Below are 14,416 nucleotides of genomic sequence, written 5' to 3'. Positions count from 1 at the left end.
AAATCATGATAGATTTAACCGTGGATAAATTTAAGGAAGAATGTGGAGTCTTTGGCATCTTTTCAAAAGAAGCAGAAAATGTAGCTGATATTACCTATTATGGACTTTATGCCTTGCAGCATAGAGGACAAGAAAGTGCTGGTATAGCTGTTTCCAATGGAAAAGAAATAATATGTCATAAAAGTATGGGACTAGTTAGTGAAGCTTTTAATGGGGAAGATATGAAAAAGCTTAAAGGTAATGCAGCCATTGGACATGTGAGATATTCCACTGCAGGCTCCAGTAATATAACCAATGCCCAACCTATAGTAACTCAATATAAGCTAGGCTCCATGGCTATAGCACATAATGGAAATTTGGTAAATGCAGATGTAATAAGAGAACTCCTAGAGGATGGAGGCTCTATATTTCAAACTTCTATAGATTCAGAAGTAGTCTTAAGTCTAATAGCAAGAGGTGCTAAAAAAGGAATAGAGACAGCGGTTTTTGATGCTATTCAAGCGGTGAAAGGCTCCTATGCTTTAGTGATACTTACAGATGATAAATTGATAGGGGTAAGAGATACCTATGGTATAAGGCCATTGTGCATAGGTAAGATGGGAGAATCCTATATACTATGTTCAGAAAGCTGTGCCTTAGATGCGGTAGGTGCAGATTTTGTTAGAGATGTAATGCCAGGAGAGATTGTAATTATAGATAAAGATGGATTAAGGAGCTTAAACAAAGCAGAAAAGACACAATGTAAAACCTGCTCCTTTGAATATATTTATTTTGCAAGACCTGACAGCACCATTGACGGAATAAATGTTTATGAATCTAGGGTAAAAGTAGGGGAAGTTCTTTATGAAGAATCCCCTGTAGAAGCAGATATAGTAGTGGGAGTACCGGATTCTGGTATAGCAGCAGCTGTAGGATATGCCAGAGCTTCAGGTATACCTTATGGCATAGGTTTTATTAAAAATAAGTATGTGGGAAGAACCTTTATAGCACCTTCTCAAGAAATAAGAGAAAAGGCTGTGGCTTTAAAGCTTAACCCTTTAAAAAGCAATGTAGAAGGGAAGAGGGTAGTGCTTATTGATGACTCCATAGTAAGAGGCACCACCAGTTTAAAGTTAGTAGAGCTATTAAAAAAAGCAGGTGCTACAGAGGTGCATTTTAGAGTAGCTTCACCTATGGTTAAATATCCATGCTATTTTGGCATTGATACTCCTTATAGAAAGGATCTCATAGGCTCTAACTTAGATTTAGAAAGCATAAGGGAAAAGATAGGTGCTGACAGCTTGGAGTACATAAGTATAAAAGGGCTTTTAAAGGCCTTTAACCATGGTAATGATTTCTGTCTTGGGTGTTTTAAAGGTATTTATCCCATGGCCACACCCATAGAAACCTCAAAAGATTATCTTGAAAGGTAGTGTAAAAATGATTACTTATAAAGAAGCAGGAGTAAACATTGAAGAAGGATACAAGGCAGTAAGCTTAATGAAAGAATATGCAGCAAAGACCACAGGAAATTTAGTTTTAAACAGCTTAGGAAGTTTTGCTGCTATGATAGAACTTCCAGAAGGTTATAAAAAACCTGTATTAGTTACTGGTACAGATGGTGTAGGAACCAAATTGGATATAGCTTTCAAGACAAAAAAGTATGATACCGTGGGTATAGACTGTGTAGCCATGTGTGTAAATGATATACTGTGCCATGGCGCAAAACCATTATTTTTCCTTGACTATATCGCTTGTGGAAAGTTAGAAGCACAAGTTGCAGCAGACCTAGTAAAAGGGGTTTCAGAAGGCTGTACTCAGTGTAACGCTAGCTTAGTTGGTGGTGAAACAGCAGAAATGCCTGGTTTCTATAGAGAAGGAGAATATGATATTGCTGGATTTGCAGTGGGAATCGTGGATAAGGATAAAATCGTAGATGGGAAAGACATAAAAGAAGAGGATGCTTTAATAGGTTTATCATCTTCAGGATTTCACAGTAATGGTTACTCACTTATAAGAAAAGTTTTTACGGATATAGATGAGATATATAATGGTCAAAAGTTAGGAGAAGTACTTCTTACCCCTACAAAAGTATATGTAAAGCCTATTTTAAATGTGTTGGAAAAGTTTAATGTAAAGGGTATGGCTCATATAACTGGAGGAGGATTTATTGAAAATATTCCAAGAATGCTTCCTAAGGGATTAACTGCTGTTATTAATAAAAATAGTTATCCTATACCGGAGATTTATGAAAGATTTTTATCCCTGGGAATTACTGAAGATGAGCTCTTTAATACCTTTAATATGGGCATTGGTTTTGTATTATGTGTGGACAAAAGTATAAAAGAACAGGTAATAAAGTATTTAATTTCTTTAGGGGAAAGGGCATATGATATTGGCTTTATCACTTCCGGAGATGAAAGAATATGTATCAAGTAAAATTTATTTTCGGAGGTGAGGGTATTGCTTAAAATAGCGGTATTTGTTTCTGGAGGAGGCAGTAATCTCCAAGCTATTATGGATAGTATTAATAAAGGTGAATTAAATTGCTCTATAGTGGGAGTGATTTCTGACAATGCTGATGCTAAGGCATTAAAAAGAGCTGAAGAAAAAGGTATTACAACTTATGTATTGGATAGGGGCAGCTATAGAGAAAATATTGGGGACAAAGCTTTAGAAATATTGGGTGATAGAGCAGATTTAATAGTATTGGCAGGGTTTCTTTCTATATTAAAGGGAGAAATATTAAAAGTTTATAAAGATAAAATAATTAACATTCATCCCTCTTTAATACCTAACTTTTGTGGAAAAGGTATGTATGGAAAGAAAGTGCATGAAGCAGTTATCAATTCTGGGGTAAAAACAACGGGGTGTACAGTGCATTTTGTCAATGAAGAAGTGGATGGCGGTGCTGTACTGTTACAGAAAACAGTATCTGTGGAAAGTTATGATAATGCAGATACCCTTCAAAAAAAGGTACTCACAGAAGAACATAAAATTCTAATAGAAGCTATAAATCTTATAGAGAAGAAAAAGATATCCCTAACCTCCCAGGGGGTAAAGATATTAGAAGAGGTGGTTTAATGATGAAACGAGTTTTAATAAGCGTATATGATAAAGAAGGTATTATAGATTTTGCAAGTTTTTTACAAGGAAGAGGATATGAAATTATCTCCACAGGAGGCACCTATAAGTATTTAAAAGATAATGAAATAAAAGCCATAGAAGTTAATGAATTAACCGATTTTCCTGAGATGTTAGATGGAAGGGTTAAGACGCTGCACCCCATTATTCACGCAGGAATTTTAGCAAGAAGAGATGATTTAGCTCATATGGATACACTAAAGGAAAGAAACATAGGCACCATAGATATGGTTATAGTAAATCTTTACCCCTTCTTTGAAAAATATAAAGAGGATTTAACTTTTGAAGAAAAAGTTGAGTTTATAGATATTGGAGGACCTACCATGCTAAGAGCGGCTGCTAAGAACTTTAATGATGTGGTGGTGGTTACAGATAAAAATGATTATGAAGTATTAATAAATGAGATGTTAGAAAGTAATGAAGTAAAATATAATACTAGAAAAAATCTTGCAGGTAAGGTGTTCAATCTTATGAGCTCATACGATGCAGCAGTAGCAAAATTTCTTATGGAAGATGAAGATAATTACCCTGAATATTTAAGTGTAAGCTATAAAAAAGCCATGGATTTAAGATATGGAGAAAATCCTCATCAAAAAGCAGCTTATTATGTATCAAATATGACCCAGGGAGCTATGAACTCTTTAGAAGTATTAAATGGGAAAGAGCTTTCCTACAACAATCTAAAGGATTTAGATATAGCTTGGAAGGTAGCCTGTGAATTTGAAGAACCAGCTTGCTGCGCTTTAAAACATAATACTCCTTGTGGGGTAGCGGTAGGTGAAGATGCCTATGACAGCTATAAAAAGGCCTATGAATGTGACACTGTTTCAATTTTTGGAGGCATAGTGGCTTTAAATAGAACTGTAAATAAAGCTACGGCAGAAGAAATGATAAAGATATTTTTAGAGGTAGTGGCTGCACCAGACTTTGATGAAGAAGCATTAAACATATTAAGAAGTAAAAAGAATTTGAGAGTAATTAAATGTAATGCTAAACCTAAGGATAAAGATTCCTTTGTAACCATAGACGGAGGGGTGTTAGTTCAACAGGAAGATAGTGTACTTACAGAGGATATCAAGGTGGTTACCCTTAAAAAGCCTTCTGAAAAAGAACTACAGGATATGCTTTTTGGTATGAAGGTTGTAAAATACGTTAAATCCAATGCTATTGTGTTAGTAAAGGATAAAAAAGCTGTGGGTATTGGGGGAGGACAAGTTAATAGAATTTGGGCGGCACAAGAGGCTTTAGAAAGAGGAGAAGGTGCCTGCGTCATGGCTTCCGATGCTTTCTTTCCCTTTAATGATGTGGTAGAAGCCGCAGGTGAACATAATATTACAGCCATTATTCAACCAGGAGGTTCCATGAGAGACGAAGATTCCATAAAAAAATGTGATGAACTAGGAATCTCCATGGTATTTACAGGAGTGAGGCATTTTAAGCACTAAGCAGATACTCCAATTCTAAAATATTAATATCTGGAGATGATATTATGAAAGTACTAATTATTGGCTCAGGGGGAAGAGAACATGCGTTAGCTTGGAAAGTATCCCAAAATTCTGAGGTTACCAAAATTTATTGCGCACCGGGCAATGGTGGTACCGCTTTAGAAAATAAGTGTGAGAATATAAATATTACTGAAATAAAGAATCTTGTACAGTTTGCTAAGAATGAAAATATACATCTCACTATAGTAGGACCGGAAGAACCTTTAACCAAGGGTATAGTAGATGAGTTTAAAAAAGAAAAACTGAAAATATTTGGGCCGGATAAAAATTCAGCTAGGTTAGAGGGAAGTAAGGTTTTCTCAAAGAATTTTATGAAAAAATACGGCGTGAAAACTGCCTCTTATGAAAGTTTCAATAATGCACATAACGCTTTATTATACATTGAAAGCTGTGAATATCCCATAGTTATTAAAGCTGATGGATTAGCTGCAGGTAAAGGGGTAGTGATATGCCAAAGTAAAAAGGAAGCTAAGGAAACCATAGATTCCTTTATGGTTTCAGATATATTCCATGGAGCAGGAAATGAAATAGTTATTGAAGAGTTTATTGAAGGAGTAGAAGCTTCAATCTTATCTATAACAGATGGACAAACTATAATACCTTTTATATCTGCAAAGGATCATAAACAGATATATGAAGGAGGGCTTGGACCCAATACTGGAGGTATGGGAGTTATAGCACCTAATCCCTATGTAGATGAAGAGGTGATGAAGGCCTTTTATAAAGAGATTTTGCTACCTACTATGAAGGGGATACAAGGTGAAGCCATGGACTATAAGGGCATAATATTCTTTGGAATAATGATATCCAAAAAAGGCGTTTATCTCTTAGAATATAACGTGAGGATGGGAGATCCAGAAACCCAAGCCCTTATGTGTCTTCTTGAAACAGATATTATTGATATGATAAAACATGCTATTGATGAAGATTTAGAAGGCTATGAAATAAAGTGGAAAAACTTATATAGTTGCAGTGTGATAGCAGCATCTGGTGGATATCCGGGAAATTTTAAAAGGGGTTTTGAAATAAATATAAATTCTCATAAGGGAAAGATATTTATATCCGGTGCTAAGTTAGATGGGGATAAGCTTATTACCAGTGGGGGACGTGTATTATCTATTACCGCCACAGGAAAGAATATAGGAGAAGCAAGAACAGCGGCCTACGAAGCATTAAATTCCATAACATTTAATAATATATATTTTAGAAAGGATATAGGAATAGTATAGTAAAGATAGGTACATACTAACTTATAATCCTACATTAGTAAAAAGAAATCGGTATAGGTAATCCTTATATTGATTTCTTTTTGTTCATAATTTATTTACAATTTCAAATCTGAAAACGTTTGATTATTTTAAAAATGATGATAATATAGAATTAAGAACTTTATTCGGACTCCGAAATAAGTTTAAGAACTTTATTCACTAAGATATATATAAATATAAAACAAATGGGTGCCGATATGAAATTTAAAGCTGGTAGTTTAAAGCTCATGAAAGAAATGAATAAAAATCTAATATTAAGAACTTTAATAGAACATGGAAAATTATCTAGGGCTGAAATTACAGCAAAGGTAAATTTAAGTGCTAGTACTGTTTCCTCACTGGTAAGTGAGCTCATTGAGGATGAGATTATTGAAGAAAATAGTATTGGTGAGTCTTCTGGTGGAAGAAAGCCTATATATTTAACTATAAAAGGAAACAGCTCGTATATTTTTATTATAAATTTAAACTCTAATGAGATAAATCTAACGGTTTACGATATGAATTTAAATACGGTATATCATAACTTACTAAATAAAAAGATGATTTATGGTAATGAGCTCTTTGCATTGATTTCTGGTGCTATGGAAAATGCCATGAATAAGCTTAACATACAAAGAGAAAAAGCAGCTGGTATAGGTATACTAATGGATGAAAGTCTTTATACCACAAAGTTTAATGAATTATTTTCTACCTATGTTTTTCAAGAAAACTTTTCTATTGAAGAAGCTCTAGAATACACCTTTAAAATACCGGTTATATCTGAATATTCCGGAAGGGTAGATATGGAGAAACAGGTGGCAAAGCTCTTAGGAGATATACCAGAAAATTATACATATATATCCTTTGATGAAAAGATTACTACATCTATTTATACTGGTGGAAAGCCTTTTGAAAGAAATGGTGAAAGGATAATTGATATAGGTAAGTTACTAATTTCACCTAATGTAGACGTAGAACAGCTTATATCCCCAAGTAACTTCTATAGAAAAATTACTCATTGTCTAGGAATAGAAAACTTAGAGTCCATGGGTGAAAAAAATACTACTGATATTATAGATCACTGGGAGGATTTAGGGAATCAAGGCTTTGAACTTAACGATAAACTTCAGAAATATATATATGAAGCTGCAGATTCTATAACTTTAATAATGAAAAACTTACTATTATTTTTTAGAATAGATGTTTTCATACTAGGAGGAGCTCTTATGAATATGCCTGGTTTTGATAACATAGTTAAAAACCAATTTGGAAAAGTTTTTAGTGATACCAAAGAAATAATAATAAAGTCTATGCCTAAAATGGATAGGGGGAATACCTTAGCTCTAGCTGAAAAATTAAGATATAAGCATTTCGACGCTTTTGATAATAAGGTATTAGATTAGTTCATAGGGTTATATATTATCATTTTCAACTTTGTTAAAGATAAATTTAACTATAAAACTGAAAATGATAAATAATAAATAATAAATAATAAACCAATCATTATCTTGAGAGGGGGATAGGTGTAAGAAAACAGAAGAAAATATTAAAAGGACAGGAGGTTATGTTATGCTATTTAAAAATTTATTGGAGAACAATAAGATGACACTGGTGGTAAGTCTGCCCGAAAATAGCTTCGAAATGGCTAAAGCTGCTTATGAAGCAGGAGCTCAGGCTTTAAAAATGCATATTAATGTGCATCATAGAGCCAGTGGGAACGATTTTGGTAATTTCCAAAGTGGAAAAGAACTCTTTAGAAGTATTTCTCGTGAGTTTAATGTACCTTTAGGAGTTGTACCAGGTGGACAAGATGCCTTTGCTACAAAAGAAGAAATGCAGCAATTAGAAGATATGGGAGTGGATTTTTATTCTGCTTATTATCATCATCTTCCAGCAAACATCGCTGATACTAAAAAGCTTACAAGGATGGTAGCTATTGATAATAACTATAATGAGGTAATTTTAAGAGGTATAGAAAACTCTCCTATGGAGGTACTTGAAGCATCTATAATGCCAGGTGAATCTTATGGACAACCTTTATACTTTAGAGATTTAATGCAGTATTCAGCTATAGCAAGCACCATTTCAAAACCTGTTTTAGTTCCCACACAAAAGAAGATAAAACCAGAGGAAATTAAACTACTTCATGAAGTGGGAGTTAAAGCTATAATGATTGGAGCTGTAGTAACTACAAAAGATATAGAAAACTTAAAGAAAGTTACATCAGAATTTAGAGAAGCTATAGAAAGACTATAAAAAAATGATTCCTTATGTCACTAAGGAATCAGATAATAAAATAAAAATAAAAATAAATTTTCGTAAAATAAAAAATTAAGGAGCTGATCAACAGTGATAGTCCCTATACTTATTATACTATTATTTTTAGTGGTTTCAATATTAATGATTACAAGAAAGATGCCTACCCTTTTAGCTTTACCTCTTTTGGCTATAGGAGTTGCAATAATAGCAGGAGTTCCACTAGTTAATCCTATAAAAGATGGAGATAATGGAATATTAAAATTTGTTCTTGAAGCAGGTTCCATTAGATTAGCTAGTGCTTATGTAGCAGTAATATTCGGTTCTTGGCTTGGTCAAATTATGAATAAAACTAACATTGCAGAAACTATTGTAAAGTATGCTGCCGAGTTAGGTGGAGATAGACCTTTTCTTATTACTATATTGTTAACTGCAGCAGTAGCTGTACTGTTTACCACTATTGGAGGTCTAGGAGCAGTTATCATGATAGGTTCCATAGTAATACCAATAATGGTCTCTGTGGGAGTATCATCAATGATTGCGGTTTGTATGTTTCTTTTTGGAATGGGAATTGGACTTTTATTTAATATTTCTAACTGGTCTTTCTACTTAAATGTAATAAAGGTTCCATTAGAAAATATAAAACATTTTGCCATAATATTAGCGGTATTAACTGCTTTAACAGGACTTATATTCGCCATAGTAGAATTTAAGAAAAATGGTATTAAATTTGCTTGTTCTGCACCAGCATCAAATAATAAAAGTGGTGACAGCAAATTAGAAAATAAAAAAGCACCTATAATTTCATTATTAACTCCTATTATTCCTATTATACTAGTTATGTTTTTTAAATGGCCTATTGTTCCTTCTTTCTTAGTAGGTATACTTTATGCCTTAATTACTACTCAACGTAAATTTAATAAAGCAATTAATCTGTTAACTAAAACAGGCTTTGACGGTGTAGCAGATGCTGCTCCAGCGGTTATATTAATGATAGGTATTGGTATGCTTTTAAACTCTTTAATGCACCCCATAGTGGCAGAAAAGATGAAGCCTTTTATCACTGCTGTGGTACCTACCAGTGCTATAGGTTATATTTTATTCTTTAGTTTACTAGCACCTCTTGCTTTATATAGAGGACCATTAAACCTCTTTGGCTTAGGTAGTGGTATTGCAGGCCTTATAGTAAGCTTTAATATTCTTCCTGCAGCAGCAGTTATGAGTGCATTCTTAGCAGTGGAAAGGGTACAAGCTATAGCTGACCCAACTAATACTCATAACGTATGGCTTTCAAACTATGCTGGAGTAGATGTAAATCAAGTTTTGGCAAAACTTCTCCCTTATGTTTGGGTACTTGCTGCCGCTGGGGTAATAGTAGGAAGATTCCTTTGGATATAGCTTAATATAGACCATAAGCAAGATATTTAATGATGTAAAAGATATGGCTTATAGATAGCAGATAATGGATGAAACAAATGAAGGAGAGGTATATATGAAAGTAAGAATAGGAATAGATGTGGGTGGTACTTTTACAGACGCTGCGGTAATAAATAATGAAACCTTTGAACTTATTGGCACCTTAAAGGTGCCTACCACTCATTCAGCAGTTAATGGAGTTGCAAAAGGGATTATAGATGTACTGGAAGGAGTTATGGAAAAATTTAATATAGCTCCTGAGGATGTATCGTTCATAGCTCATGGAACCACACAAGCCACCAATGCTTTATTAGAAGGTGATGTGGTGAAGGTAGGAGTTTTGTCCATGGGTTCAGGTATGGAAGGTATGAAAACCAAAAGCGATACAGAAATGGGAAACATAGAGCTTGCTCCAGGAAAATTTTTAAAAACTGAAAACTATCATGTTCAGTTTAAAGACGGAGAAAAAGAAAGTGAAGAAGCAGTAAGGGCTTTAATGAATTCAGCAGCAAAGTCCATAGTGGCTGCAGAAGCTTTTAGTGTAGATCACCCTGAAAATGAATCCTTGGTACAGGAGAAATGTGCTGAAATGAATGTACCCTGTACAGCTACTCATGAAATATCCAAGCTTTATGGCCTTAAAATAAGAACAAGAACAGCAGTGATCAATGCCAGCATTCTTCCAAAGATGCTGGATACTGCTAATATGACTGACAGTAGTGTTAAAAATGCAGGCATCGAATCTCCATTGATGATAATGAGATGTGACGGTGGAGTTATGAGCGTAGATGAAGTTAGAAAGAGACCTATACTAACGGTATTATCCGGCCCAGCAGCTGGTGTGGCTGGAGCTCTTATGTATGAAAAACTAACAGATGGAATTTTTCTAGAGGTGGGTGGAACTAGTACAGATATTTCTGCAGTAAAAGATGGCAAGGTTATGATACAGTATGCAGAAATAGGAGGGCACAAAACCTATTTAAATTCTTTAGATGTTAGAACTGTTGGTATTGGCGGGGGAAGTATGATTCAAATATCTAATGGAAAGGCTAGCAATGTAGGGCCTAGAAGTGCTCATATAGCTGGTCTACCCTATGAAGTGTATGCTTCCTCAGAAGATATTGTGGATCCGATTTTAGAGACTATTGTACCTATAGAAGGGGATCCAGCTTATGCATACATTAAATGCAGTAATGGAAAGAAATTTTCTCTTACTTTGGCAGGAGCGGCTAATATAGCTGGATATGTTCATGAAGAAGACTATGCTTATGGAAATGTAGAGGCAGCAAAAAAAGCTTATGAGCCTTTAGCAAAAAATATGAACCTCACCGTGGAGCAGGTGGCAGAAAAAGTTTTAGAAATGGCAGCTAATAAGAACGGAGAAGTAGTTAAAGCACTTATAAAGGACTATAATTTAGATCCACGTACCACCGTATTAATAGGTGGAGGGGGAGGTTGTGCTGCAGTAGTTCCTTCCCTGGGAAAACATATGGATATGAAGCATAAGCTAGCTAAAAATGCACCGGTTATTTCAACTATAGGGGTGGCCTTAGCCATGGTAAGAGATGTAGTGGAAAGAACTATACCAAATCCTACAGAAGAAGACATTATAAAAACTAGAAAAGAAGCCGAAGAAGCAGTGCTTAAAGCAGGAGCTGCACCAGGTACCGTGGAAGTTCAAGTAGAAGTAGATAGCCAGAGAAATATTGTCCGTGCTATTGCTGTAGGAACTACGGAGTTTAGAGCTAAAGATCTCATGCAAAAAGAACTTACACAAAAAGAAATATTAGAGGTGGTGGCACATAATTTAGAAACAACTTCAGATAAGCTTAAAATTGAAGGTGAAACTGATTATATGTATGCTATATCTCATGAATGTGTAAGCAAAAAACTCTTCGGCTTTATTAAAAAGAAAAACAAAGCTGTAAGAATAATAGACAATGAAGGAGTTATTAGACTTCAAAAAAATAATGCTCTTTGCCTTCAAGCTACGGTAGGTAATTTTGATGCTTCACTAAGAAGTCTTATGGAAGAAGTAGTAGTGTATGGAGATGGCGGTACAGAGATGCCTAACATTTATATAATTTGTGGAAAGAGACTTATTGACCTTTCAGGACTTCAAAGCGTAGATCAGATTGTATCCTTAGCAAAGGTGGAAATCAATGGGCTCAGTAGCCATGAGCCTATAATTTTAGTGGTTTCAAAAAGAATGGAAGGATGATTTAAAATGGATCACTTGTTTTTACCAATGGAAGAGCTGGCCCTCTTTGAACTTAAAAGAGATAGATACTTCGATAAAGTTCCTTCCAAAGATTTATCATCAATAATTAAATCAGCGGCATCCATTGGTAAAGACTGGGCTATAAGAATTAAAAAAATGTATCCTGATAAAAGCTTTCATCATATAGCCAGAGAACATGGGTTAAAAATAATAGAAGAAGATAAAGAGTTAATTATTGGAGATGTTGTTTTTTATAGCGAGTTTTATAGTGGGAAAAAAGAGATATTAATATATAAAAAGGCTGTAGAAGCTTGGGCGGTAGCCTTGAACAAAACCTATGAAGAATGTAAAGAGTTGTTCATAGCACATGAATTTTTTCATTATTTAGAATGTGAAAAAATTGGACTTCTTTCTAATATATATAAGGTTACTATTTTTAAAATAGCCGGTTTTAATTGGAAGTCAGGAGTTAAAGCACTTTCAGAGATAGGGGCTCACAGTTTCGTTAAACATTCATTTAAAATGGAGGAATGATATTTTTGTTAAAAGAAAAATATGATGTAATAGTGATAGGCGGAGGAGTAGCAGGTTCCATTGCTGCTATAGCTTCAGCGAGAGCAGGAGCTAAGACCTTAGTGGTAGAGAGATATGGTTTTATGGGTGGTATGCTTACCATGGCAGGAGTAGGTCCCATGATGACCTTTCATGCTGGGGATACCCAGGTGGTAAAAGGGATTCCAGATGAACTGATACAAACTTTAAAGGAAATGGGGGGAAGCCCTGGACATATAAAAGATACTATTGGCTATGCTTCTTCTTTAACTCCTTTTGATGCGGAAGCTATGAAGTATGTAATTGAACATAAGCACATAGAGGCTGGGGGAGAAATGCTCTATCATAGCTTTTTTACAGATTGTAAAGTACAAGATCATAAGTTAAAATCAGTTCAATTCTGGACAAAATCAGGACTTATTGAATTGCAGGCAGAAACTTTTGTAGATGCCACTGGAGATGCGGATCTTTCTGTAAAAGCTGGAGTACCTTATGAATATGGAAGAAAGCTAGATGGACTTGCTCAACCCATGACCATGAAGGCAAGAATAGGAAATGTGGATATTAATAAAGTAAGAAAGTATATGAAAGATAATCCTGAAGATTTTTTTACAAAGGATTGGAGCTCCTTTGATGAAACACCAAAGCTATCAGTTTCAGGATTTTATAGTAAATTAAAAGAAGCAAAAGAAAATGGGGACTTAACCTATCCAAGAGAAACGGTGCTGTTCTTTGAGAATAATAATCCTGGAGAAGTTATACTTAATATGTCTAGGATATTAAAGCTTAACGCAACAGACAGCTATGAGCTTACCCAGGGAGAGATTCAAGGGAGGGAGCAGGTTAGACAATCAGTCAATTTCTTGAAAAAATATATTCCTGGCTTTGAGAAGTGTTATCTTGTAAGTACTGGTCCTCAGATAGGTGTTAGAGAAACTAGAAGAATAAAGGGTGTGTACACTTTAACCGCTGAGGAAATGATGGATAATGTTATGTTTAATGATGCCATAGCCATGGGAGGTTATCCTTTCGATATACATTCTCCAGATGGTGGATCTAATGATGACAAATTTTTAAAGGCTGGCACTTATTATTCTATCCCTTATAGAATTATGGTAAATAATGAAGTGGATAACCTGATAACCACAGGTAGATGTGTCAGTGCAGAACATGAAGCAGCTAGTTCTTTAAGAGTTAGTCCTATAGCCATGGCATTAGGACATGCTGCCGGAGCTGCAGCGGCTTTAGCTTCAAGTTCTCATAAAGCAGCTAAAGATATAGATGTGAAAGAGCTTAGAAAAATATTATTACAACAAGGGGCATATCTTACCCCATTTAAAAAGTAGTATATTAAAAAGGAGATATGGACATGCTTGTTTCTGAAAAATATTTAGAATTTGTTATAGAAAAACTCCAAGATGTTAAAAATACTCAGCTTAATAATATAAGTGAAGCAGCAGGATATATTGCAGAGGCATGTATGAATGGAGGAAAATTTTTTGTTTTCGGTTCCGGACATTCACATATAGTGGCTGAAGAAATTTATTTAAGAGCTGGAGGATTAGCTTTAGTAAAAGCTATATTAGAACCAGAACTTATGCTCCATGAAACTCCTAATAAGAGCACACACCTAGAGAGATTAGCAGGTTATTCCAGCGCTATATTAAAGCTTCACAAGGTTTCTGGTAAAGATGTCATAATGATAATATCTAACTCTGGAAGGAATATAGTACCAGTAGAAATGGCTATAGAAGCTAAAAAAATAGGATGTAAGGTTATTGCCATCACCTCCATGAAACATAGTTCTAAGGTAACATCTAGGCACGAAAGTGGATTAAGACTCTTTGAAGTGGCAGATGTTATTATAGATAATTGTGCAGAATTTGGAGATGCCGCCTATAAGGTTGGAGATATGGAAACTATCACTGGACCTACCTCGGATATAACAGGTACAGCAATAGCACAAACCTTAATTACATCCTCCATAGACATGATGGTAAATAAGGGATTTAACCCTCCAATTTTTAAGAGTTCCAATACAGATAATGCAGATGAATATAATAATTCACTATTTGATAAATATTACTAAAAAGTGA

12 protein-coding genes are annotated in these 14,416 nt (G+C 34.7%); all 12 read left to right on the top strand.

From position 1 onward, the window contains the following. The first annotated feature begins 5 nt into the window (after positions 1-5). Positions 6-1,412: an amidophosphoribosyltransferase gene (gene purF / locus BUA82_RS11445; RefSeq protein ID WP_073008060.1), complete on the top strand. Its 1,407-nt coding sequence runs from the start codon at positions 6-8 to the stop codon at positions 1,410-1,412. Positions 1,413-1,419: 7 nt separating this feature from the next. Further along, entirely contained in the window at positions 1,420-2,418 is a 999-nt protein-coding gene (purM, locus tag BUA82_RS11440) for a phosphoribosylformylglycinamidine cyclo-ligase (RefSeq protein ID WP_073008059.1), read from the top strand. A 24-nt stretch (positions 2,419-2,442) separates the two neighbouring features. Next, positions 2,443-3,063 carry a phosphoribosylglycinamide formyltransferase gene (gene purN / locus BUA82_RS11435; RefSeq protein ID WP_073008057.1) on the top strand — a complete coding sequence of 207 codons (621 nt, stop codon included), beginning with the start codon at positions 2,443-2,445 and terminating at the stop codon, positions 3,061-3,063. Continuing rightward, entirely contained in the window at positions 3,063-4,568 is a 1,506-nt protein-coding gene (purH, locus tag BUA82_RS11430; protein ID WP_073008055.1) for a bifunctional phosphoribosylaminoimidazolecarboxamide formyltransferase/IMP cyclohydrolase, read from the top strand. The genes purN and purH overlap by 1 nt, the downstream gene beginning before the upstream one ends. A 44-nt stretch (positions 4,569-4,612) precedes the next feature. Continuing rightward, a complete protein-coding gene (gene purD / locus BUA82_RS11425; RefSeq protein WP_073008053.1) occupies positions 4,613-5,857 on the top strand; it encodes a phosphoribosylamine--glycine ligase in 1,245 nt (414 codons plus the stop codon). Positions 5,858-6,093: 236 nt separating this feature from the next. After that, a complete protein-coding gene (locus BUA82_RS11420; protein ID WP_073008051.1) occupies positions 6,094-7,278 on the top strand; it encodes a winged helix-turn-helix transcriptional regulator in 1,185 nt (394 codons plus the stop codon). Positions 7,279-7,444: 166 nt separating this feature from the next. Continuing rightward, on the top strand, positions 7,445-8,131 hold the full coding sequence (locus BUA82_RS11415; RefSeq protein WP_073008049.1) for a beta/alpha barrel domain-containing protein: 687 nt from the start codon (positions 7,445-7,447) through the stop codon (positions 8,129-8,131). Positions 8,132-8,224: 93 nt separating this feature from the next. Continuing rightward, entirely contained in the window at positions 8,225-9,529 is a 1,305-nt protein-coding gene (locus tag BUA82_RS11410) for a transporter permease (RefSeq protein ID WP_073008047.1), read from the top strand. Positions 9,530-9,623: 94 nt separating this feature from the next. Beyond that, positions 9,624-11,768, top strand: a complete 2,145-nt coding sequence (locus tag BUA82_RS11405; RefSeq protein ID WP_073008045.1) for a hydantoinase/oxoprolinase family protein — start codon at positions 9,624-9,626, stop codon at positions 11,766-11,768. A gap of 6 nt (positions 11,769-11,774) precedes the next feature. Further along, positions 11,775-12,302: a hypothetical protein gene (locus BUA82_RS11400; RefSeq protein WP_073008043.1), complete on the top strand. Its 528-nt coding sequence runs from the start codon at positions 11,775-11,777 to the stop codon at positions 12,300-12,302. Between the two features lie 5 nt (positions 12,303-12,307). Continuing rightward, on the top strand, positions 12,308-13,666 hold the full coding sequence (locus BUA82_RS11395) for an FAD-dependent oxidoreductase (RefSeq protein WP_242948964.1): 1,359 nt from the start codon (positions 12,308-12,310) through the stop codon (positions 13,664-13,666). 23 nt (positions 13,667-13,689) lie between these two features. Continuing rightward, positions 13,690-14,409, top strand: coding sequence for an SIS domain-containing protein (locus BUA82_RS11390; RefSeq protein ID WP_073008037.1), 720 nt, complete (start codon positions 13,690-13,692; stop codon positions 14,407-14,409). The last annotated feature ends 7 nt before the right edge of the window (positions 14,410-14,416 follow it).

Source organism: Clostridium amylolyticum, assembly GCF_900142075.1.
GTDB lineage: Bacteria > Bacillota > Clostridia > Clostridiales > Clostridiaceae > Clostridium_AA > Clostridium_AA amylolyticum.
Note: the sequence above shows the minus strand (reverse complement) of the source record. Positions and strands in the feature narration are given on the sequence as shown.

Excerpts from the sequence above, each read along its gene's own strand:
- purF (WP_073008060.1), top strand. The coding sequence starts at position 6 with ATGATAGATTTAACCGTGGATAAATTTAAGGAAGAATGTGGAGTCTTT.
- purM (WP_073008059.1), top strand. The coding sequence starts at position 1,420 with ATGATTACTTATAAAGAAGCAGGAGTAAACATTGAAGAAGGATACAAG.
- purH (WP_073008055.1), top strand. The coding sequence starts at position 3,063 with ATGATGAAACGAGTTTTAATAAGCGTATATGATAAAGAAGGTATTATA.
- purD (WP_073008053.1), top strand. The coding sequence starts at position 4,613 with ATGAAAGTACTAATTATTGGCTCAGGGGGAAGAGAACATGCGTTAGCT.
- BUA82_RS11420 (WP_073008051.1), top strand. The coding sequence starts at position 6,094 with ATGAAATTTAAAGCTGGTAGTTTAAAGCTCATGAAAGAAATGAATAAA.
- BUA82_RS11415 (WP_073008049.1), top strand. The coding sequence starts at position 7,445 with ATGCTATTTAAAAATTTATTGGAGAACAATAAGATGACACTGGTGGTA.
- BUA82_RS11405 (WP_073008045.1), top strand. The coding sequence starts at position 9,624 with ATGAAAGTAAGAATAGGAATAGATGTGGGTGGTACTTTTACAGACGCT.
- BUA82_RS11400 (WP_073008043.1), top strand. The coding sequence starts at position 11,775 with ATGGATCACTTGTTTTTACCAATGGAAGAGCTGGCCCTCTTTGAACTT.
- BUA82_RS11390 (WP_073008037.1), top strand. The coding sequence starts at position 13,690 with ATGCTTGTTTCTGAAAAATATTTAGAATTTGTTATAGAAAAACTCCAA.